Annotated in this window: 16 protein-coding genes; 9 read left to right on the plus strand and 7 right to left on the minus strand. The window is 60.1% G+C overall.

What is annotated here, in order from left to right:
- Positions 1–59 precede the first annotated feature (59 nt).
- The 3 genes from mfd to QCL65_RS17565 are packed head-to-tail and all read left to right on the plus strand — an operon-like array spanning position 60 to position 6379.
- Positions 60–3521 (plus strand): transcription-repair coupling factor, encoded by a 3462-nt coding sequence (gene mfd, locus QCL65_RS17555; protein WP_407310929.1) that lies wholly within the window; start codon positions 60–62, stop codon positions 3519–3521.
- Complete coding sequence (locus tag QCL65_RS17560) at positions 3518–4042, plus strand: CsiV family protein (RefSeq protein WP_407310931.1); 525 nt, start codon at positions 3518–3520, stop codon at positions 4040–4042. Before mfd ends, QCL65_RS17560 begins: the two co-directional genes overlap by 4 nt.
- Positions 4043–6379, plus strand: coding sequence for a DEAD/DEAH box helicase (locus tag QCL65_RS17565; protein WP_407310933.1), 2337 nt, complete (start codon positions 4043–4045; stop codon positions 6377–6379).
- A gap of 3 nt (positions 6380–6382) precedes the next feature.
- Here the strand turns inward: QCL65_RS17565 and QCL65_RS17570 are convergent, their stop codons facing one another.
- Genes QCL65_RS17570 through QCL65_RS17580 form a run of 3 tightly spaced genes read right to left on the minus strand, consistent with a single transcriptional unit; the run spans position 6383 to position 8888 of the window.
- Positions 6383–7123, minus strand: a complete 741-nt coding sequence (locus tag QCL65_RS17570; RefSeq protein WP_407310935.1) for an S-methyl-5'-thioinosine phosphorylase — start codon at positions 7121–7123, stop codon at positions 6383–6385.
- A 9-nt stretch (positions 7124–7132) separates the two neighbouring features.
- On the minus strand, positions 7133–8131 hold the full coding sequence (gene nagZ, locus QCL65_RS17575) for a beta-N-acetylhexosaminidase (RefSeq protein ID WP_407316911.1): 999 nt from the start codon (positions 8129–8131) through the stop codon (positions 7133–7135).
- Between the two features lie 43 nt (positions 8132–8174).
- Positions 8175–8888, minus strand: a complete 714-nt coding sequence (locus tag QCL65_RS17580) for a TetR family transcriptional regulator (RefSeq protein WP_407310937.1) — start codon at positions 8886–8888, stop codon at positions 8175–8177.
- Between the two features lie 238 nt (positions 8889–9126).
- On the opposite strand from QCL65_RS17580, the gene lexA reads away from it, so the two are divergent.
- Both lexA and sulA read left to right on the plus strand, forming a co-directional pair.
- On the plus strand, positions 9127–9735 hold the full coding sequence (gene lexA / locus QCL65_RS17585; protein ID WP_407310939.1) for a transcriptional repressor LexA: 609 nt from the start codon (positions 9127–9129) through the stop codon (positions 9733–9735).
- Positions 9736–9746: 11 nt separating this feature from the next.
- Complete coding sequence (gene sulA, locus QCL65_RS17590) at positions 9747–10223, plus strand: SOS-induced cell division inhibitor SulA (RefSeq protein WP_407310941.1); 477 nt, start codon at positions 9747–9749, stop codon at positions 10221–10223.
- Positions 10224–10288: 65 nt separating this feature from the next.
- Here sulA and QCL65_RS17595 read toward each other — a convergent pair whose 3' ends face one another.
- The 3 genes from QCL65_RS17595 to QCL65_RS17605 all read right to left on the minus strand — a co-directional run bounded on the left by QCL65_RS17595 (position 10289) and on the right by QCL65_RS17605 (position 12153).
- Positions 10289–10525 (minus strand): hypothetical protein, encoded by a 237-nt coding sequence (locus QCL65_RS17595; RefSeq protein WP_407310943.1) that lies wholly within the window; start codon positions 10523–10525, stop codon positions 10289–10291.
- Positions 10526–10610: 85 nt separating this feature from the next.
- Entirely contained in the window at positions 10611–11132 is a 522-nt protein-coding gene (locus QCL65_RS17600; RefSeq protein WP_407310944.1) for a DUF6586 family protein, read from the minus strand.
- A gap of 46 nt (positions 11133–11178) precedes the next feature.
- On the minus strand, positions 11179–12153 hold the full coding sequence (locus QCL65_RS17605; protein ID WP_407310946.1) for a LysR family transcriptional regulator: 975 nt from the start codon (positions 12151–12153) through the stop codon (positions 11179–11181).
- Positions 12154–12266: 113 nt separating this feature from the next.
- Here QCL65_RS17605 and QCL65_RS17610 point away from each other — a divergent pair, with 113 nt between their 5' ends.
- The 4 genes from QCL65_RS17610 to QCL65_RS17625 all read left to right on the plus strand — a co-directional run bounded on the left by QCL65_RS17610 (position 12267) and on the right by QCL65_RS17625 (position 16920).
- Entirely contained in the window at positions 12267–13154 is an 888-nt protein-coding gene (locus QCL65_RS17610) for a DMT family transporter (RefSeq protein WP_407310948.1), read from the plus strand.
- A gap of 62 nt (positions 13155–13216) precedes the next feature.
- A complete protein-coding gene (locus QCL65_RS17615; RefSeq protein ID WP_407310950.1) occupies positions 13217–13612 on the plus strand; it encodes a cupin domain-containing protein in 396 nt (131 codons plus the stop codon).
- Positions 13609–15216: an acyl CoA:acetate/3-ketoacid CoA transferase gene (locus tag QCL65_RS17620; protein WP_407310952.1), complete on the plus strand. Its 1608-nt coding sequence runs from the start codon at positions 13609–13611 to the stop codon at positions 15214–15216. Before QCL65_RS17615 ends, QCL65_RS17620 begins: the two co-directional genes overlap by 4 nt.
- 117 nt (positions 15217–15333) lie before the next feature.
- The gene (locus tag QCL65_RS17625; protein ID WP_407310954.1) at positions 15334–16920 is read left to right on the plus strand and encodes an FAD/NAD(P)-binding protein; all 1587 of its coding nucleotides are present in this window, start codon (positions 15334–15336) and stop codon (positions 16918–16920) included.
- Between the two features lie 45 nt (positions 16921–16965).
- Here QCL65_RS17625 and topA read toward each other — a convergent pair whose 3' ends face one another.
- Positions 16966–19590 (minus strand): type I DNA topoisomerase, encoded by a 2625-nt coding sequence (gene topA, locus QCL65_RS17630; protein WP_407310956.1) that lies wholly within the window; start codon positions 19588–19590, stop codon positions 16966–16968.
- Between the last annotated feature and the right edge of the window lie 3 nt (positions 19591–19593).

The following is a 19593-nucleotide window of genomic DNA, read 5'->3' on the forward strand; positions in this document are numbered from 1 at the left end:
CGCCCTCGCGCCCGGTACAATCCCCCTCTTCCCTCGCAACGCTTGGAGCTCAACCTCCCGTGCCCGTTCTGCGTCTACCGCACCGCCCTGCCTCGGCAGGTAAACAGTTCTGGGGCAACCTGCCTGGAGCCGCCCTCAGCCTTGCCATTGCCGAGGCCGCCAGCGCCGCCAAGCGCTTTACCTTGCTGCTGACCGCCGACAGCCAAAGCGCTGACCGCCTCGAACAGGAGCTGCGCTTTTTTGCTCCGCAGTTACCCGTGCTGCATTTTCCCGACTGGGAAACCCTGCCCTACGACCTGTTTTCCCCACACCAAGACATCATCTCCCAGCGTATTTCCAGCCTCTACCGGCTGCCGGAGCTGACCCACGGGGTTTTGGTAGTCCCTATCACCACTGCCCTACATCGGCTGGCACCGACGCGTTTTCTGCTCGGCAGCAGCCTGGTGCTGGACGTAGGTCAGCGCCTGGATGTCGAACAGATGCGCGGGCGCCTGGAGGCCAGCGGCTATCGCTATGTCGATACGGTCTACGAGCACGGCGAATTCACCGTGCGCGGGGCCTTGATCGACCTGTTTCCGATGGGCAGCAAGCTGCCGTATCGCATCGACTTATTCGACGATGAAATCGAAACACTGCGCACCTTCGACCCGGAAAACCAGCGCTCCATCGACAAGGTGGAGTCCATCCGCTTACTGCCGGCCCGTGAATTTCCCCTGCAAAAAGACGCCGTCACGCGCTTCAAGGCGCGCTTTCGCGAGCGCTTCGACGTCGACTTCCGCCGCTGCCCGATCTTCCAGGACCTGAGCAGCGGCATCACCCCGGCCGGTATCGAGTACTACCTGCCGTTGTTTTTCGACGACACCTCGACCCTGTTCGACTACCTGCCGCAAGACACCCAAGTATTTTCATTACCTGGCGTGGAACAGGCGGCGGAACATTTCTGGACCGATGTGCGCAACCGCTACGAAGAGCGCCGCGTCGACCCGGCGCGGCCACTGTTGCCGCCCGCCGAGCTGTTCTTGCCGGTGGAAGACTGCTTCGCCCAACTCAAGGCCTGGCCGCGGGTGGTGGTCAGCCAGGACGATATCGAAGCCGGCAGTGGCCGTGAGCGCTTCCCCGCACGGCTCTTGCCCAACCTGGCCATCGAAGCCAAAGCCAACCAACCGCTGGCCGCGCTTTCGGGGTTCCTCGACGAGTTTGCCGGGCGCGTGTTGTTCACCGCCGAATCCGCCGGGCGCCGCGAAGTGCTGCTGGAACTGCTCGAACGCCTGAAGCTGCGGCCCAAAACCGTCGACAGTTGGGCTGAGTTCGCCGACGGTAAAGAGCGCCTGGCCATCACCATCGCCCCGCTCGACGAAGGCTTGCTGCTGCAAGACCCGGCCGTGGCGCTGATCGCCGAGAGCCCACTGTTCGGCCAGCGCGTGATGCAACGCCGGCGGCGCGAGAAGCGCAGCGAAGGCAACAGCGATGCGGTGATCAAAAACCTTACCGAGCTGCACGAAGGCGCCCCGGTGGTGCACATCGACCATGGCGTAGGCCGCTATCTGGGCCTCGCCACCCTCGAGATCGACAACCAGGTGGCGGAATTCCTCACCCTGGAATACGCCGAGAACGCCAAGCTGTATGTGCCGGTCGCCAACCTGCACCTTATTGCCCGCTACACCGGCAGTGACGACGCCCTGGCGCCCTTGCATCGCCTGGGTTCCGAGAGCTGGCAGAAAGCCAAGCGCAAGGCCGCCGAACAGGTTCGCGACGTGGCGGCCGAGCTGCTCGACATCTACGCTCGCCGTGCGGCCCGCGAAGGCTATGCATTCGCGGACCCTGCCGGGGATTACGCCACCTTCAGTGCCGGCTTTGCGTTCGAGGAAACCCCCGACCAGCAAACCGCAATCGACGCCGTGCGTGCCGACATGCTAGCGCCCAAGCCAATGGACCGGCTGGTCTGCGGCGACGTCGGCTTCGGCAAGACCGAAGTGGCTATGCGTGCGGCGTTCATTGCCGTCCACGGCGGTCGCCAGGTAGCGATCCTGGTGCCGACCACCCTGCTCGCCCAGCAGCATTACAATAGCTTCCGCGACCGCTTCGCCGATTGGCCAGTGCGGGTCGAGGTAATGAGCCGCTTCAAGTCCGCCAAGGAAATCGGCGAAGCCATGGCCGAGCTGGCCGACGGGCGCATCGACATCGTCATTGGCACCCACAAGCTCTTGCAGGACGACGTCAAGATCAAAAACCTCGGCCTGGTGATCATCGACGAAGAGCACCGTTTCGGCGTCAGGCAGAAAGAACAGCTCAAGGCGCTGCGCAGCGAGATCGACATCCTCACCCTGACCGCCACCCCCATCCCGCGTACGTTGAACATGGCGGTCTCGGGCATGCGTGATCTGTCGATCATCGCCACGCCACCGGCGCGCCGGCTGTCGGTGCGCACCTTTGTCATGGAGCAGAACAAAAGCACGGTCAAAGAAGCCCTGCTGCGCGAACTGCTGCGCGGTGGCCAGGTGTATTACCTGCACAACGACGTCAAGAGCATTGAAAAATGCGCGGCCGAGCTGGCCGAACTGGTACCCGAAGCGCGTATCGGTATCGGCCACGGGCAGATGCGCGAGCGTGAACTCGAACAGGTGATGAGCGATTTCTACCACAAGCGCTTCAACGTGCTGATCGCCTCGACCATCATCGAGACCGGCATCGACGTGCCCAGCGCCAATACCATCATCATCGAGCGCGCCGACAAGTTCGGCCTGGCGCAATTGCACCAATTGCGCGGGCGCGTCGGCCGCAGCCACCACCAGGCCTATGCTTACCTGTTGACTCCGCCCCGCCAGCAAGTCACGGGCGATGCGGAAAAGCGCTTGGAAGCCATCGCCAACACCCAGGACCTGGGCGCCGGTTTCGTGCTGGCCACCAATGACCTGGAGATCCGTGGCGCCGGCGAGCTGCTTGGCGAAGGCCAGAGCGGGCAGATCCAGGCGGTCGGCTTTACCCTGTACATGGAAATGCTCGAGCGGGCGGTCAAAGCCATCCGCAAGGGTGAACAGCCGAACCTCGACCAGCCCCTGGGCGGCGGCCCGGAAATCAACCTGCGGGTGCCGGCCTTGATTCCCGAGAACTACCTGCCGGATGTCCATGCCCGCCTGATTCTCTACAAACGCATCGCCTCGGCGGCGGACGAAGATGGCCTCAAAGACCTGCAGGTCGAGATGATCGACCGCTTCGGCCTGCTGCCCGAACCGACCAAAAACCTTATCCGCATCACCCTGCTGAAACTGCAAGCCGAACCCTTGGGCATCAAAAAGCTCGATGCTGGCCCCAATGGTGGACGAATCGAATTTACGGCCGATACACCGGTAGACCCGCTGGTATTGATCAAACTGATCCAGGGCCAACCCAAACGTTACAAATTCGAAGGCGCCACACTCTTCAAGTTCATGGTACCCATGGAGCGCGCTGAAGAGCGCTTCAACCATATCGAGACACTGTTCGAGCACCTGCTACCGAAACCGGCCAAGGGGGCCAAATGAGGCGGATCCACACCATTGCGCTGCTGTTGGCGCTGCTCACCCCACTGCCCTCCCTGGCCGCCGATTACCAGGTGGAAGTGGTGCTGTTCAGGCAGAACGCCGTACCGGTGATCTCCGCGCCGCCGGCCACCGAGGGCTGGGCTGAAGGTGCCCAGAACGCGGCCGCGCTGCCGGCCCGCTCGCCCGCTTTGAACAACGAAGTCAGCCGCCTGCAAGCCAGCGGCAATTACACCGTACTGACCCACAAGGCCTGGCAGCAAAGCCTGGGCGAACAAGCGGTGCGCACCGCGCTAAGCGACGGCGACGAGCGCTACGGGCGGTCACCGGTGCAGGGCCTGGTCACGCTGAATCAGGGCCGTTTCACTGAGGTGGCGGTGGACTTCTGGGTCAGTGAGCTGGACGCTGGAGGCCAGGTGCTGCACAGCGAACGGCTCAAGCAGAGCAGCCGCATGAAGCCTGGCGAGCTGAATTTCATCGACGGTGGGCACCTGGCCGCACTGGTCAAGGTCACGCCCCTCTAGATGCCCGAGCGCCTGGTCGACGACCTGCAGCCACGGCCTCGCCTGTGGCTGGGCAGTGTCGAGTTCAGCGCCTTCGAGCCGCGCAATGGCCGCATGCAACGCTACACCCAGCACCGCGCAGCCCTGGCGTTCGGCTACGCCGGTGAGTACGTCGCCGGTGGCCGCGGCACCAGCGTACTGGCCCAGCGCGACAACGAAACCCTGCGCATCCAACGTCAGCCTGGGGCTGAAAAAGCCCTGCGCGAGATCATGTTTAGCCTGGGGTTCAAGGTCGCAACGCGGCAGAGCAAGGCACTGCCAGAAAGCGCTGGTGATATTTTCGAACTGGCCAGTGAAGCGGCCTGGCTGCGGTTTATCCTCAATGACCTACCCGGCCTGCAAGCGCGTGGCTGGGAAATCGAATACGCCGAGGCCTTCGCCTTCGACCTGAGCCCGGTAGACGACTGGTATGCGGTGATCGACGAACCGCCCGAGCGCGACTGGTTCGACCTCGAACTGGGCATTGTGGTCAACGGCGAACGCCTGAGCCTGTTGCCTATCCTGGTCAATTTGCTGCGCCTGCATCCAGAGCTGCTCAACCCAGCGCAATTGGCGCGTAAACGTGACGAAGAACAAATTCTCGTGCCAATCAATGGCACGCCGCTGAACCGCCAAAAAACCCTGCAGGTGGCCCTGCCCTATGGCCGCCTGAAGCCGGTGCTGGCGACCCTGGGTGATTTCTATCTGCGCGAGCCAGGTGAAGTCGCCCTGCGCTTGCCCAAACCCGATGCCAGCCGGCTCAACGCATTGACGCAATTGCCTCTGAACTGGCAGGGCGGCGAGCAGCTACGTAGTTTTGCGGCGCGCTTGCGGGACATCCGCGATGTACCGGTGGCGCCGCCCGAAGGCCTTAACGCCAGGTTGCGCCCCTATCAACTGGAGGGCTTGAGCTGGATGCAGGCGCTACGCCAACTGGAGGTGGGCGGCATCCTGGCCGACGACATGGGCCTGGGTAAAACCTTACAAACTCTGGCCCATATCCTCTGCGAGAAACAGGCCGGGCGCCTGGATCGGCCCGCCATGGTGGTCATGCCCACCAGCCTGATCCCTAACTGGCAGGACGAAGCGGCGCATTTCACCCCCCAGCTCAAGGTGCTCGCGCTGCACGGCATAGGGCGCAAAAAGCACTTTGCCAACCTGGGCGACTATGACCTGTTGCTGACCACTTACGCTTTGCTGCCCAAGGACCTCGAGCAATTGCGCGGGCAACCCTTGCACCTGCTGGTGCTCGACGAAGCGCAGTACATCAAGACCGCTGGCAGCAAAGCCGCCCAGGCGGCACGGCAATTGGAGGCGCGGCAACGTTTGTGCCTGAGCGGTACGCCACTGGAAAACCACCTCGGCGAACTCTGGTCACTGTTCCATTTTCTTTTGCCTGGCTGGCTGGGCGATGCCCGGGCGTTCAGCCAGGATTACCGCATCCCTATCGAAAAGCACGGTGATGAGCTGCGTTTGCAGCATTTGAACGCGCGGATCAAACCGTTCTTGTTACGCCGGACCAAAGAGCAAGTCGCCACCGAACTACCCGCCAAGACAGAAATCGTCCATTGGGTAGAGTTGAACGAGGCGCAACGCGACGTCTACGAAACCGTGCGCTTGGCCATGGACAGCAAGGTACGCGCGCAGATCACCCGCAAAGGCGTGGCGCGCAGCCAGATCATCATTCTTGAGGCATTACTCAAACTGCGCCAGGTGTGCTGCGACCTGCGCCTGGTCAACAACCTGGCGCCACCGCCGCCTGGCTGCAGCTCAGGCAAACTGGACAGCCTGCTGGAGATGCTCGACGGTCTGCTAGCCGAAGGCCGGCGCATTCTGTTGTTCTCGCAGTTCACTTCGATGCTCGGGCTGATCGAGCAAGAGCTGCAAAAGCGCGGCGTTCGATATGCACTGCTGACCGGCGCCACACGCAACCGGCGCGCACCGGTGAAGGAATTCCAAGAAGGCGGCGTGCAGATTTTTCTGATCAGCTTGAAAGCCGGGGGCGTCGGGTTGAACCTGACTGCGGCGGACACGGTGATTCATTACGACCCCTGGTGGAACCCGGCCACCGAACACCAAGCCACCGACCGCGCCTACCGCATCGGCCAGGAAAAACCGGTCTTCGTTTATAAGCTGATTACCCGTGGCACCGTGGAGGAGAAAATCCAGCACCTGCAACAGGAAAAGTCAGCCTTGGCCGCCGGCGTGCTGGACGGCCGCACCAGCGGTGACTGGAAGCTTCAGCCAGAAGATATCGACGCGCTGTTCGAGCCTTTGGCGAAGCTGGGCGGCAAGCGCAAAGCCGCCGCCCCGCGCTGACCCTTATACCGCAGCCAACACCCGTGCCAGGGTGGCCTTGACCTTGCCCATGCCGTCGAGCAGCGCCTGTTCGATCTCTGCCATGGTGATCACCGCAGCGGACTTGCCTGCCGCCGGGTTGACCACCAACGCCAGGCAGGCGTAGGGGATTTCCAGTTCACGGGCCAACGCAGCCTCTGGCATGCCGGTCATGCCAACGATGTCACAGCCATCCCGTTGCATGCGCACGATTTCCGCCACCGTCTCCAGACGCGGCCCTTGGGTGCAGCCATACACACCGAAATCACTGTACGCACAACCTTCGGCCGCCAGCGCAGCCAGCAGGCGCTCACGCAAAGGCTGGTCGTACGGGTAGCTGAAATCGATATGGGTCACGTGTTCCAGATCGTCGGCGAAGTAAGTGTGCTCGCGCCCGTGGGTGTAGTCGATCACCTGGTCCGGCACACAGAAATGCCCGGTGCCCATGGCTGGGTGGATGCCGCCGACGGCATTGACGGCCAGGATAGCCTCGGCCCCGGCCTGCTTTAATGCCCAGATGTTAGCGCGGTAGTTGACCTGATGCGGAGGCAACCGGTGGGGGTGGCCGTGGCGCGCCAGGAACAGCACCTCTCGGCCAGCGTATTCACCGCGCAAGATATCGGCCGATGTGGCCCCGTAGGGGGTGTTCATCGGCAGCGCCTGCTGGATATGCAAACCTTCGAGCTGGGTCAACCCGGTGCCGCCGATAATTGCGTAGACAGTCATTGCAACTCCTCAATCGATCAGTTGGGCCTGACGCAAGGCGTCGACCGCTTGCAGCCAGCGCGGGTGGCTGCGGTATTCGACATCGGCGTCGCCCTGCGCGCGCATTCGCGCGATGCGCGGCGAGGGTTTGACCTGCAGCCGCTGGGCAGCCGAGAGCGCCAGCTCAGCCGCTGCGCGGTCGTTGCACACCAGCCCCATATCACAACCGGCCACCAGGGCCGCTTCGATACGGCTGGCAGCATCACCGACTACGTGAGCCCCGGCCATGGATAAATCGTCGCTGAAAATAACCCCGTCGAAGCCTAGCTCACCCCGTAGGATGTCTTGCAACCAACGCCGCGAGAAGCCCGCCGGGCGATCATCGACCTGGGGGTAGATGACATGGGCCGGCATCACCGCCGCCAGCTGCTTGCTCAGGCGTTGAAAGGGGATCAAATCCTGCCGGCGAATCTCCTCCAGGCTACGCTCGTCGGTGGGGATCGCCACATGGGAATCCGCTTCGGCCCAGCCATGCCCAGGAAAATGCTTACCGCACGCCGCCATGCCCGCCGCATTCAGGCCTCGGATAAAGGCACCGGCCAATTGCACCACACGCTGGGGGTCGCCCTCGAAGGCACGGCTGCCCACCACGGCGCTACGCTGGTGGTCCAGGTCAAGTACTGGGGCAAAGCTGAGGTCCAGGCCGACCGCAATCACCTCGGTGGCCATCAGCCAACCGCAGTGTTCGGCCAGCACCAGGGCATTGGGGTTGTCGGCCAGGGCACGCATCGCCGGCAAGCGCACAAACCCCTGGCGCAGGCGTTGCACGCGCCCACCCTCTTGGTCCACGGCGAGAATCAACTCGGGGCGCACGGCGCGAATAGCCTGGACCAACTCGCGCACTTGGCGCGGATGCTCGATATTGCGGGCAAAGATGATCAGGCCTGCCACTTCGGGCTGACGCAATAGTTGGCGATCTTCAGCGGTCAGCCAGGTACCGGCGATGTCCACCATCAGAGAGCCTTGCAGGCTGACACTCATGATAATTCCTTGAAATGAATGGGCGTGCCGCTCACGCTTTGACGGTGGCGGCAGGCTGAGAGGATTTCACTCGCGGGCGTAGTTGCGCACTGGCCATGGCGGCGTCGGTGACACCGCTTTCAGCGCGCATGCCTGCCGCCAGGAACGGCACCATCAGGCGCATCACCTGTTCGATAGAGGTATTGACGCCGAAGTCTGTCTCGCCAATGGCCCGCAGCGCTTTGATACCCGACATGCTGAACGCCGCAGCACCGAGCATAAAATGCACGCGCCAGAAGAGTTCGAGCGGGGGGATTTTCGGCGCAGCTTCATTGACCAGCAACATATAGCGGCGGAACACCTTGCCGTACATGTCTTCCAGGTAGCGCCGCAAATGGCCTTGGCTCTGGCTGAAAGCCAAGCCCAGCAAGCGCATGAAGATGGACAGATCGTTGCCACTGCGCGGCTGCACGACGAGGGTCTGCTCGACAAGAATTTCCAGCAGCTCTTCAAGGCTGGCGCGGTGCTCAGGGCGCGCCTGACGGCGCTCTAGCTCGCGTTCCAGACTGATGCAAAAAGGCCCGAGGAACCGTGAAAACACAGCTTGAATCAAGGCCTTCTTGGAGCCGAAATGGTAGTTCACCGCCGCCAGGTTGACCCCGGCCTTGCTGGTAATCAACCGCAATGAGGTTTCAGCGAAGCCCTTCTCCGCGAACAGCTGTTCGGCGGCATCGAGGATGCGCTCTACGGTTTCCGACTGGGCCATGACTACTCCGCTGACAAACAGGTGTTTGAAACATACGTTTCAAACTGGCCATTTGTCAAGCCTGTTCGGCCACAAAGTGACCGTACAGGCACGCATTTAACCACATAACTTTCTTTGCTGCCGAGACGTGTGGGCCTGGACGAAATGACCGTTTAGCGCAGTGATGTGAAATGCGGGATTGCCAACGTCAACGTACTGTATATAATCCCAGTCACTGTATAAAAAGACAGAGCCAACCATGCTAAAACTGACGCCACGCCAAGCCGAGATCCTTGCCTTCATCAAGCGCTGCCTTGACGACAATGGCTTTCCCCCCACCCGTGCAGAAATTGCTCAGGAACTGGGTTTCAAATCTCCCAATGCGGCGGAAGAGCACCTCAAGGCATTGGCCCGCAAGGGGGCCATCGAGATGACTCCGGGCGCTTCTCGCGGTATCCGTATTCCGGGCTTCGAAGCCAAAGTTGACGAGTCCACCCTGCCCATTATTGGTAGGGTCGCCGCTGGTGCGCCCATCCTGGCGCAGCAACATATCGAAGAGTCCTGCAACATCAACCCGACCTTCTTCCATCCCCGTGCGGACTATTTGCTGCGGGTGCATGGCATGAGTATGAAAGACGTCGGCATTTTCGATGGTGATCTACTGGCGGTGCATACCTGCCGCGAAGCCCGCAACGGCCAGATCGTGGTAGCGCGCATCGGCGATGAAGTCACGGTCAAACGGTTCAAGCGCGAAGGTAGCAAAGTCTGGTTAATCGCGGAGAACCCCGAGTTCGCACCTATCGAAGTCAATCTCAAGGACCAGGACCTGGTCATTGAAGGTTTGAGCGTCGGCGTCATTCGCCGATAACAGGAGGCAATATGCAGTTTCCACACGCACCGCAGCAGGCCCAGTTGTCCTTGTTCGAAGCGTTCATGGCTCAACCCATGCCGCCGCTGTTCAAAGAAGTGGTCGAATCGCCCTGGACAGCCGCCGAACCCGACGTGTTCAGTGAGCTCTCACTGCGTGGCGCGGCCGGAAACTGCTTAAGCCTGCTGGCCCCCATGCTTCGCGAGCTTAGTGAAGAGCAAGATGCCCGCTGGCTGACGCTAATCGCACCGCCGTCCAGCCTGACCCAAACCTGGCTGCGCGAAGCGGGCCTGAACCGCGAGCGGATTCTGCTATTGCAGCCACGCGGCGTGCAATCCGCCTTGCAGCTAACCTGCGAAGCATTGCGCTTAGGGAAAAGTCATACAGTGGTCAGTTGGGTCAACCCGCTGAGCTCGGCTGCGCGGCAGCAGTTAATCAGTGCTGCGCGTACTGGCGACGCGCAGAGCTTGAATATTCGCTTGGGTTGAAGGATGGCGCGGGGCACCCGCTTATTCTTTGGTGCCTGAAGCTGAAAGCTTTTGTACACCCTGGATCAGTGCAAAACCCGCGGGCCGTCGATGTCTTTTTCCAACTCGCCTTCGGCCAGTTTGCCAGCCATCTGCACACCTACGCTCAACATGGCTTTAGCCACCTCGACGTGCTGGCCTTGCAAAAACACTTTGGCGTCCTCGGAGAAATCCAATGTCACCAGAGATCCTTCGTCGTCGGCACGGCGCAGTTCAATACGGCCGTCAGGCAGCTCGACTATTTCAAGAAAGGACGTTGGCATAAAAGGGGTCTCCACGATAAGCGGGGGATTATAGCAGCCATTTATGCCAGTAAGCGGACAGGTGGTCAGTTTTCTGCCGATCGGTTTAGCATTCGCTCAAGCCTTCGCGAAAGCGCAACGCCAGGGTTTTCAACTCTTGACGCCAGCTTTCCAGGGTTTCTCGACTGAGCTCGGGGTCCTCGGGTGCGTCTAGGTTAACGGCTTGAATCAACGGCTGGAGCACGTCCCCCTTCGGTTGCTTGGGCGCGCGCGGCGGTTGAAACAGGGCTGCGTAGGCAGCCAGCAACTGCGCCAGCCACGTGTGGGAATGCTGAGCCAACTCGATCAGTTCGGCCAATTCGGGAATTGCGGTGTCCTGCAGCACATCTTCTCGCAGCAAGAGTTCGGCGCGGGCGGCGCCTGCCTGGGGCAAGCGGTAATAACCGGCGATCTCATGGCAAAGACCGAGCAAAGCACCGTACAAATGAAACAGCGCGGATTCGCGCTCGGCCTGCAACAAACCAGGCGCGTTCACGGCCTGTCCCGCCTGCGCCGTACCCATGGACTGCAGGGCTAGGCCTGCAAAATAAAGCTTTTGATTGGTGCGAGTGTAGAGTTCGTAGGCCATGACAGATCCCTCAAAGGCAAACAGGTAGGGCGCCTAGTTTCAGGTATCAACTCACCTGCTCGCAAGGTCCCCTGCTCTCGATACCCGACGGCAAGCGCTGCCAAGGCGGAACGGGCGCCCATTGCTCCAGGATGAAATCGATAAAGGCACGGGTTTTGGCCGGTAAATAGCGGCCGGGCATGTAGACCAAGTAAAGACCGCGACCTAATGAGCCGCTCACTTGATAATCGGGCAGCACCCGCTGCAAGCGGCCTGCGGCGACATCTGCAGCGATAGCGAATGTTGGCAGCAACGCAATGCCAACGCCTTGCAGGGTCAAATCGCGCAGGGCTTCACTGCTGTTAACCGACAGACTACTGGCAACGTCCACAGGGTGAATGACTTTGTCTTTCACCAGGTTCCAAGTCGCACGCCGGTTACGGAAGCCATAAAACAAACAGTTGTGCCGGGTGAGGTCTGCCGGGCACTGCAACGGCCCGGTTTCGGCCAGAAAACCTTCACTGGCCACCAGGCTGTATTGAAGTTCGCACACCTTGTGGGCCGAGAGGTTCAGCGGAGGGGCATCGCACAGTTTGAGCAAAACATCATAGCCCTCCTCCACCAGATCGACATGCCTATCGAGCAGACACAACTCGACGGACACTTGTGGATAAAGCGCGGAAAAGCTCTTGAGCAAGGGGATCAAATGCAAACGACCAAAAGCCACTGAAGTGCTTAAGGTCAATACCCCCGAAGGCTGCACAAGGTACTGCTCGGCATCTGCGCGAACCGCATCCAGTTCCTGAACGATTTTCAACGCCCGCTCATACATCGCTGCGCCAACGTCCGTGAGGCTGATATGCCGCGTGCTGCGATTGAGCAACCTTAGCCCCATGCTCGCTTCCAGGTCGCGCAGCTGGCGGCTGGTCACCGCCTTATCCTGACCGAGTGCGCGGGCCGCAGCGGAGATCCCGCCGGCCTCGACAATTTTGGCAAAGGTGATCATCCAACGTGCCGTGTTGAAGGTGCGAGGGGTTGTCATTGTTGTGTCCCTATCAACAGTGAATTGACAAGCGTCCGACTACTGAATTGCGCACGGCAGGATCACGATAAACCCCGTCATCCACTGATCTTCGTGCCATTTAGGGAATTACCATGACTGCCACAACACTGGCAACACCGATCGCTCAACAGCGCTTTTTCTGGCCGGCTCTGTTCATTCTGATGTGGAGCTCCGGTTACGTAGCAGGCAAAGTGGGACTGCCCTACGCAGGCCCCTTTACCCTGATTTTCATCCGCTTCGTTAGCGCCGCTCTGGTGCTACTGCTGGTCACGTTACTGACCCGAGCGCCCTGGCCCACCCGGCCCATGACCTACGTGCACCTCGCGGTAGTCGGCTTGCTGGTGCAAGCCCTGCAGTTCTCGGGCTTGTATTTAGGGCTGAGTTTGGGTGTATCGGCCGGGATATCGGCCTTGATCGTCGGCATGATGCCGATTTTCACGGCGGTAGGTGCGATTGTCGTACTGCACGAAAAGGTCACCCGACAACAAGTATTAGGCCTGATGGTGGGCCTGTTCGGCGTATCGATCGTGGTGCTCGACAAGATCGGCGTAGGCCACGCGCAATGGTCTGGTTACGCCGCAATTCTCTTGGCCCTGACCGGTATCACCGCAGGCACCCTCTACCAGAAAAAGTTCGTGACCCAAATAGACCTGCGCACCGGCGGGTTTATTCAACTGGGCATAGCTAGCCTAGCGGTTGCGCCGATTGCCATCCTCAGTGAAAACCTTTCGGTGATCTGGACGCCTGCGCTTATCGGAGCATCTGCCTGGCTCAGCCTGGTCAACTCCATTGGTGCGGTCAGCGTCTTGTTTCTGATGATGCGACGGGGCGAAGCCACCAAAGTCGCGGGTCTGTTTTACCTCATTCCCTCAGCCACCGCCTTTATGGGCTACCTGGTCCTGGGTGAAACCCTGACGACGTTGCAACTGTTCGGCTTTTTTGTCTCGGCCACAGGCGTGTATCTCACGACCCGGCATTGATCGCCACACGGCCTCGGATCCGTTCCACCCCAAGCACTCGCCGTTAACCCAAGGAGTACACCATGTCGACACCCAGCATCGCTTTGGATTCGAAACTCTATAACATCCTCGACAAGACCTGGCGCGACCAGAATCTGGCGTGGCAGCCCTACTCATCCGACGGTCGCAGCAATGTCGAAATCGTGCGCCTGTACGACGACAAGACCGATGGCGTTGGGCCCGCGGGCGCGCTGTTGCGCTACGCACCAGGCGCCTCGGTACCAGCGCACTTGCACCCCGGCACCGAAGTCATTCTGGTACTGGAAGGTGAGTTGATCAACGACGCAGGCGTGCATGGCCCCGGCACGCTGGAGATCTGCCCACCCGGTAGCGTGCACACCTTGTCCTCACGTATCGGTTGCACATTTCTGGTGATCTGGGAGCAGCCAGTCGAGCGCCTCGGCCAGGTGGCAGCATGAAGTTCATCACGGCGGAACAAGCCGCCCTGTTGATTCAGGACAACTGGACCCTGACGGTCGGCGGCTTCGGTCACTGTGGCGCGCCTGAAGCCTTGCTGGCGGCGCTCGAACGGCGCTTTCTGAACCACGGTTCGCCGGTCAGCCTTTCGCTGCTGTTTGCCGCTGGCGTGGGCGACAGGGGCCAACAGGGTGTCAACCGGCTGGCCCATCAGGGTTTACTCTCAAGCATTATTGGCGGTTTTTGGTCCCTCGCGCCGCGCTTGGGCGACATGGTTCGCCAAGAGCAAATCGTCGCCCACAATTGGCCCCAAGGGGTGGTCAGCCATATGTTCAGGGCGATTGCCGGCGGCTTACCTGGGGTTATTACCAGCACCGGCCTGGGCACTTTCACCGACCCCAGCCTCGGCGGTGGTCGTTTGAACCAGAAGACGGTCGAACCGCTGGTTGACCTGATTGATATCGCCGGCAGCGACTATCTGCTGTACAGAGCACCGCGCTTGCACTGCGCCCTACTGCGTGGCACTAGCTGCGATGCCAATGGCAATGTGAGCATGGAGCGCGAGGCTAACTTTCAAGATGTACTGGCCCAGGCTCAGGCCGTGAGGAACTGCGGTGGCACGGTGATCGTGCAGGTGCAAAACGTCGTCGAGAACGGCACCCTGGCGCCACACTCGGTGAAGATACCCGGCATTCTGGTCGACTATGTGGTGATCGCTCAGTCTCAGTTACACCGGCAGACCTACGGCGAACAATACAACGCTGCCTACTGCAATGCGGCCACGCAACCGCTGCTCCCGATCGTGACAATGGCGCAGGGAACCAAAAAAATCATCGCCCGCCGGGCAGCCCTTGAGTTGCTCAAGCGGGTGCAAGCCCGTGCATTCGAGCGCCCTTTGGTGGTCAACCTGGGCATAGGCACGCCTGAAGGTATTGCAGCGGTTCTACAAGCTGAAACGCTGGGCGATGCCGGCTTTGTATTAAGCGTGGAGTCTGGGGCTGTGGGTGGTTACCCAGCCGGCGGCGACTCATTCGGCGCCACGAGCAACCCCCAAGCGATTCTTAATCAAGCGGAGCTCTTCGACTTTTACAACGGCGGCGGTATCGACCTGGCGTTTTTGGGTTTTGGCGAGATCGACAGCCAGTGCCGGATCAATGTCTCAGGCTTGGGCAACCGAATCAACGGCGTGGGAGGGTTTATCAATATTTCCCAGGCCGCGCGAAGCTTGGTGTTTTGCGGCACCTTTACCGCAGGGGGCTTGGTGGTCAGTTGCAGCGCTGATGGATTGCAGATCGAGCAGGAGGGCAGTATCAAGAAGCTGGTTAAACGCGTTCGGCAGATTTGCTACGACCCCCAGGGCACCGCGCGTTGCACAGACCCTTTACTCATCACTGAGCGGGCGGTTCTGCGGATACACAAGCGCCACCTCGAACTAATAGAACTTGCGCCGGGCTGTACCGTCGAGCGGGATATTCTGCCCCATATCGATATGCCGGTGGTGATCAGTAAAACGTTGGCAAACATGCCGTGGACGGCCTTCAACAACGAGCCACTTAGCGCGCCTGTGGCATCACTGGACATACGCCTTCGCCAGGCCAATGGCTGATCTGCCAAAGGGTCATTGGGCGTATTCACTTAACAGCAACACCCCGCTACGGGTAAATCCCTTTGGGCACTCAGGAAGTGTAGCGGTCAGGCCAACAATAAAAAAAGGAGCAACACAATGAGCTTGACTAGAAAAAAGATCCTGGCAATCGTCGGCGGCGGCTCGGTCGCCACCTCCGTCTTAAAACAGCTCGCAGACGAAATAAACCAACGCGGGCAGGCCCCCTTCAATGAGGTGCTGATATTTGAAAAAAGCGCGGGTGTCGGGGCCGGCATGGCGTACCAACTCGACAGTGCCTCAAATCTTCTAAACACCCGCGCGGGAACCATGTCACCTATCGACGCCGAACCTGATCACTTCGTCAATTGGCTGCGAACGCACACCGCGAAGTGGCAGGCCCATTTCCCTCAAGTGGAGGTCAGCGACGGCGCCTTTTTGCCGCGCGGGCTGTTTGGCCTTTACCTCAACGACCTGTTTAGCGACTGCGTGCAGTCACTGACTGGCAACGGCGTGCGTGTGGAGCATGTGCAGCTCGAAATCAAAGCCATGCGAACCACTGCCAATGGCTATGAGCTGCAAGCCGGGCCGTTAAGCTACTTGGCAGATGCAGTGGTGCTGGCAACCGGCAACCTGCATTCTGCGGAACGTGACCACATGGAACGCGAGCCAGGCTACTTCAACTCGCCCTACCCGTGCACGCGCCTGATCGACGCTATCCCGCGCAACCATTCGGTATGCGTACTAGGTACCGGGCTCAGCGCCATCGATGCGGTGGTGTGCCTGGCCGACGCCGGCCATCAGGGCAAGTTGATCATGGCCTCCAGGGGCGGCCGCCTGCCCAGTGTACGTGGGGTACACCATGCCAGCTATTCCCCCAGGTTGCTGTCACGCCAAGGCATTGAAGGCTGGGTCGCGGGCCTTGGTGGCCCACTGACACTCGACCAGCTTTACGCCACGCTGATCAGCGAAGCGTCGGCGATCCACGGCGCACCTCTGCAGCTCGACAGTATCTTGCGCTCAGGCACAGGTGCCCACCGCTACCTGGATATTGAAGTTCAAGAAGCGCTAGACAGCGAACGTTCTTGGCAATCGGTGCTGTACGCACTCAATGAATCCATCGATCTCATCTGGCACTACCTGGACGATCAAGACAAAACGCGCTTTGAAAAAGACTTCAAGAGCCAATGGTTGGCCTACCGAGTGTCGTTCCCTGTCGACAACGCCAGGAAACTGCAAGCGCTGTTTCACCGCGACCAGTTGTGTGTATTTGGGGGGACCGGATTGTCTTGGCGCGATCAGGCCAGCGGCGCGTTTGCCACGAGCATTTTCGACCACCGCATGGGTTTTCGCGCCACGCTGTACAGTGACAGCCTGATTAACAGCACAGGTTTCACGGCCGATGCAGCTCAATGCAAAGCCAAACTGGTACGCCAGCTGCTGGACATTGGCTTGGTCAGCGCCCATCCCTACGGCGGTATCAAGGTCGACTTCCACAGTAACCAGGTGGTCACGGCCGATGGAAGCCTACTGCCTAACGTTTATGCCGTTGGTGCGCTGACCTCAGGCACGCATTTCTGGACCAACGCCATGAATGTCAACGCTCGATTGGCTAAGCAGGTGGCCGTTAACCTCTGCTCTGGTGTGCAGGCAGAGCGCTCCAACCTCAGCGGGTCGGCCCGTGCCCCCATGCAGTGGGCAGTATAAGTTCTGTACGAAAAAGCCCGGGCTTATCAGGCCCGGGCTTGTTCATTACTTAGCGGCGGGACGCTTGTCCTCCACCTTCCAGCTTTTTCCGTCGAAGAACGCACGCCAACCGGTAGGTTTACCCTCGACTTCGGTCTGTACGTATTGCTCTTTGGTTTTGCGGCTATAACGGATCACCGCTGGCAAGCCGTCAGGGTCCTTCTTCGGGGCTTCGCAGAGGAAGTGGTACTTAGGATCGATTTCATCCTTGTGCGGGATGATTTCCAGTACCAGCGGCGCACGGGTCTCGCGGTTTTTCGGGAACTGGCTGGCCGCCAGGAACAAACCAGAGGCACCGTCACGTAGCACGTATGTGTCGTTGACCTTTTCGCACTTGAGTTCCGGCATTTTCACCGCGTCCATCTTCGGTGGAGCCGCTTCACCGCTTTTCAGCAATTTACGAGTGTTCTTGCATTCGGCGTTGGTACAACCGAAGAACTTACCAAATCGGCCAGTCTTGAGCTGCATCTCGCTGCCGCACTTATCGCATTCCAGGCTCGGGCCTTCGTAGCCCTTGATACGGTAGTTACCCTCTTCGATTTCGTGGCCGACGCAATCAGGGTTGTTGCCGCAGATGTGCAGTTTGCGCTTTTCATCCAGCAGGTAGGCATCCATGGCCGTGGCACAGATAGGGCACCGATGCTTGCCACGCAGCACGCGCGATTCGGATTCACCTTCATCGTCGGCAGCGATTTCGTCGCCGGGGATCAGGTTAATGGTCGCCTTGCAGCGCTCTTTGGGCGGCAGGCTATAGCCTGAGCAACCCAGGAACACACCGGTGGACGCAGTGCGGATCATCATCGGCCGGCCGCACTCGCGGCAGGGGATGTCGGTCGGTGTCGGCTGGTTGGCGCGCATGCCGCTGTCGGTTGCACCCGCTACGTCGAGCTTGGTCTTGAAGTCGCCATAGAACTCGTCGAGTACGTTCTTCCAATCACGTTCGCCATGGGCTACGTCATCGAGGTTTTCTTCCATGCCTGCGGTGAAGCCGTAGTCCATCAGGTTGGCAAAACTTTCCGAGAGGCGTTCGGTGACGATGTCGCCCATTTTTTCGGAATAGAAACGCCGATTATGTAGCGCGACGTAGCCACGGTCCTGGATGGTCGAGATGATCGCAGCGTAGGTCGATGGCCGGCCGATACCGCGCTTTTCCATTTCCTTGACCAGGCTCGCTTCAGAGAAACGCGCTGGTGGTTTGGTGAAATGTTGAGTCGGGTCCAGCTTGATCAGCTTGAGTGCCTCGCCCTGCACCATTTCTGGCAGAACATCGTCGTCACCCGGCTTGGTGACTTGAGGCAGCACACGGGTGTAGCCGTCGAATTTGAGGATGCGGCCCTTGGCCCGCAGCTCGAAATTCGAGGCCGCAACCGTGACCGTGGTCGACAGATACTGTGCCGGCGGCATCTGGCAGGCCAGGAATTGGCGCCAAATCAGTTCGTAAAGGCGCTCAGCGTCGCGCTCCATACCGGTGAGCTTGCTCGGGTGAGTGTTCACGTCAGAAGGTCGAATGGCCTCGTGGGCCTCCTGAGCGCCCTCCTTGCTACCGTAGACAATGGGTGCGGCAGGCAGGTACTGCTTACCGAACTCATTTTCGATGTAGGTACGAGCCATCTCCACCGCGTCGGTGGACAGGTTGGTGGAGTCGGTACGCATGTAAGTGATGTAGCCCGCTTCGTACAAACGCTGCGCCATCATCATCGTCTTCTTTACACCAAAGCCCAGGCGGTTACTGCCGGCCTGTTGCAGGGTAGAGGTGATGAAGGGCGCCGAAGGTTTGCTGCTAGTGGGCTTGTCTTCACGCTTGAGCACGCTGTAACTGGACGCCTTGAGCTTGTCCAGGGCGGCCATCGCGTGGGTTTCGTTCAGTGGCTTGAAGGCCTCGCCGTTTTCTCGGGCCACTTCGAAGCGCACTTTGGCGTCTTTGGCGGTGCTCAGGTCAGCGTGTACTTCCCAGTACTCTTCAGGGATGAACGCACGGATTTCCCGTTCACGCTCGACCACCAACTTGACCGCGACCGATTGCACGCGGCCAGCAGAGAGGCCACGGGCGATTTTCTGCCACAGCAGTGGCGAAACCATGTAGCCCACCACGCGGTCGAGGAAACGCCGCGCTTGCTGAGCATTGACCCGGTCGATGTCGAGTTCGCCAGGTTTGGAGAAGGCTTCCTGAATGGCTTTTTTGGTGATCTCGTTGAACACCACTCGCTTGTAACGGCTGTCGTCGCCGCCGATGGCTTCGCGCAGGTGCCAGGCAATGGCTTCCCCTTCGCGGTCCAAGTCCGTCGCGAGATAGATGGTGTCAGCATCTTTAGCCAGACGACGGAGTTCGTCGATGACCTTTTCCTTGCCCGGAAGGATTTCGTACTTGGCCTTCCAACCTTGGTCCGGGTCGACCCCCATGCGGGCGACCAGTTGCTTGCGCGCCTTCTCTTTGGGCGTCAGTACCGGCCCCTCGGCAGCCGCAGCCTTACCGCGCTTGGCCGCAGGCTCTTTGGAGGCACTGGCCGAACCGCTGGTGGGCAGGTCTCGGATATGGCCGATACTCGACTTCACCACGTATTGGTTGCCCAGATACTTGTTGATGGTCTTGGCCTTAGCCGGGGATTCCACGATGACCAGCGATTTGCCCATGGA

Origin of the sequence: Pseudomonas sp. nanlin1, from assembly GCF_045571515.1 — a bacterium.
Classification (GTDB): Bacteria; Pseudomonadota; Gammaproteobacteria; order Pseudomonadales; family Pseudomonadaceae; genus Aquipseudomonas.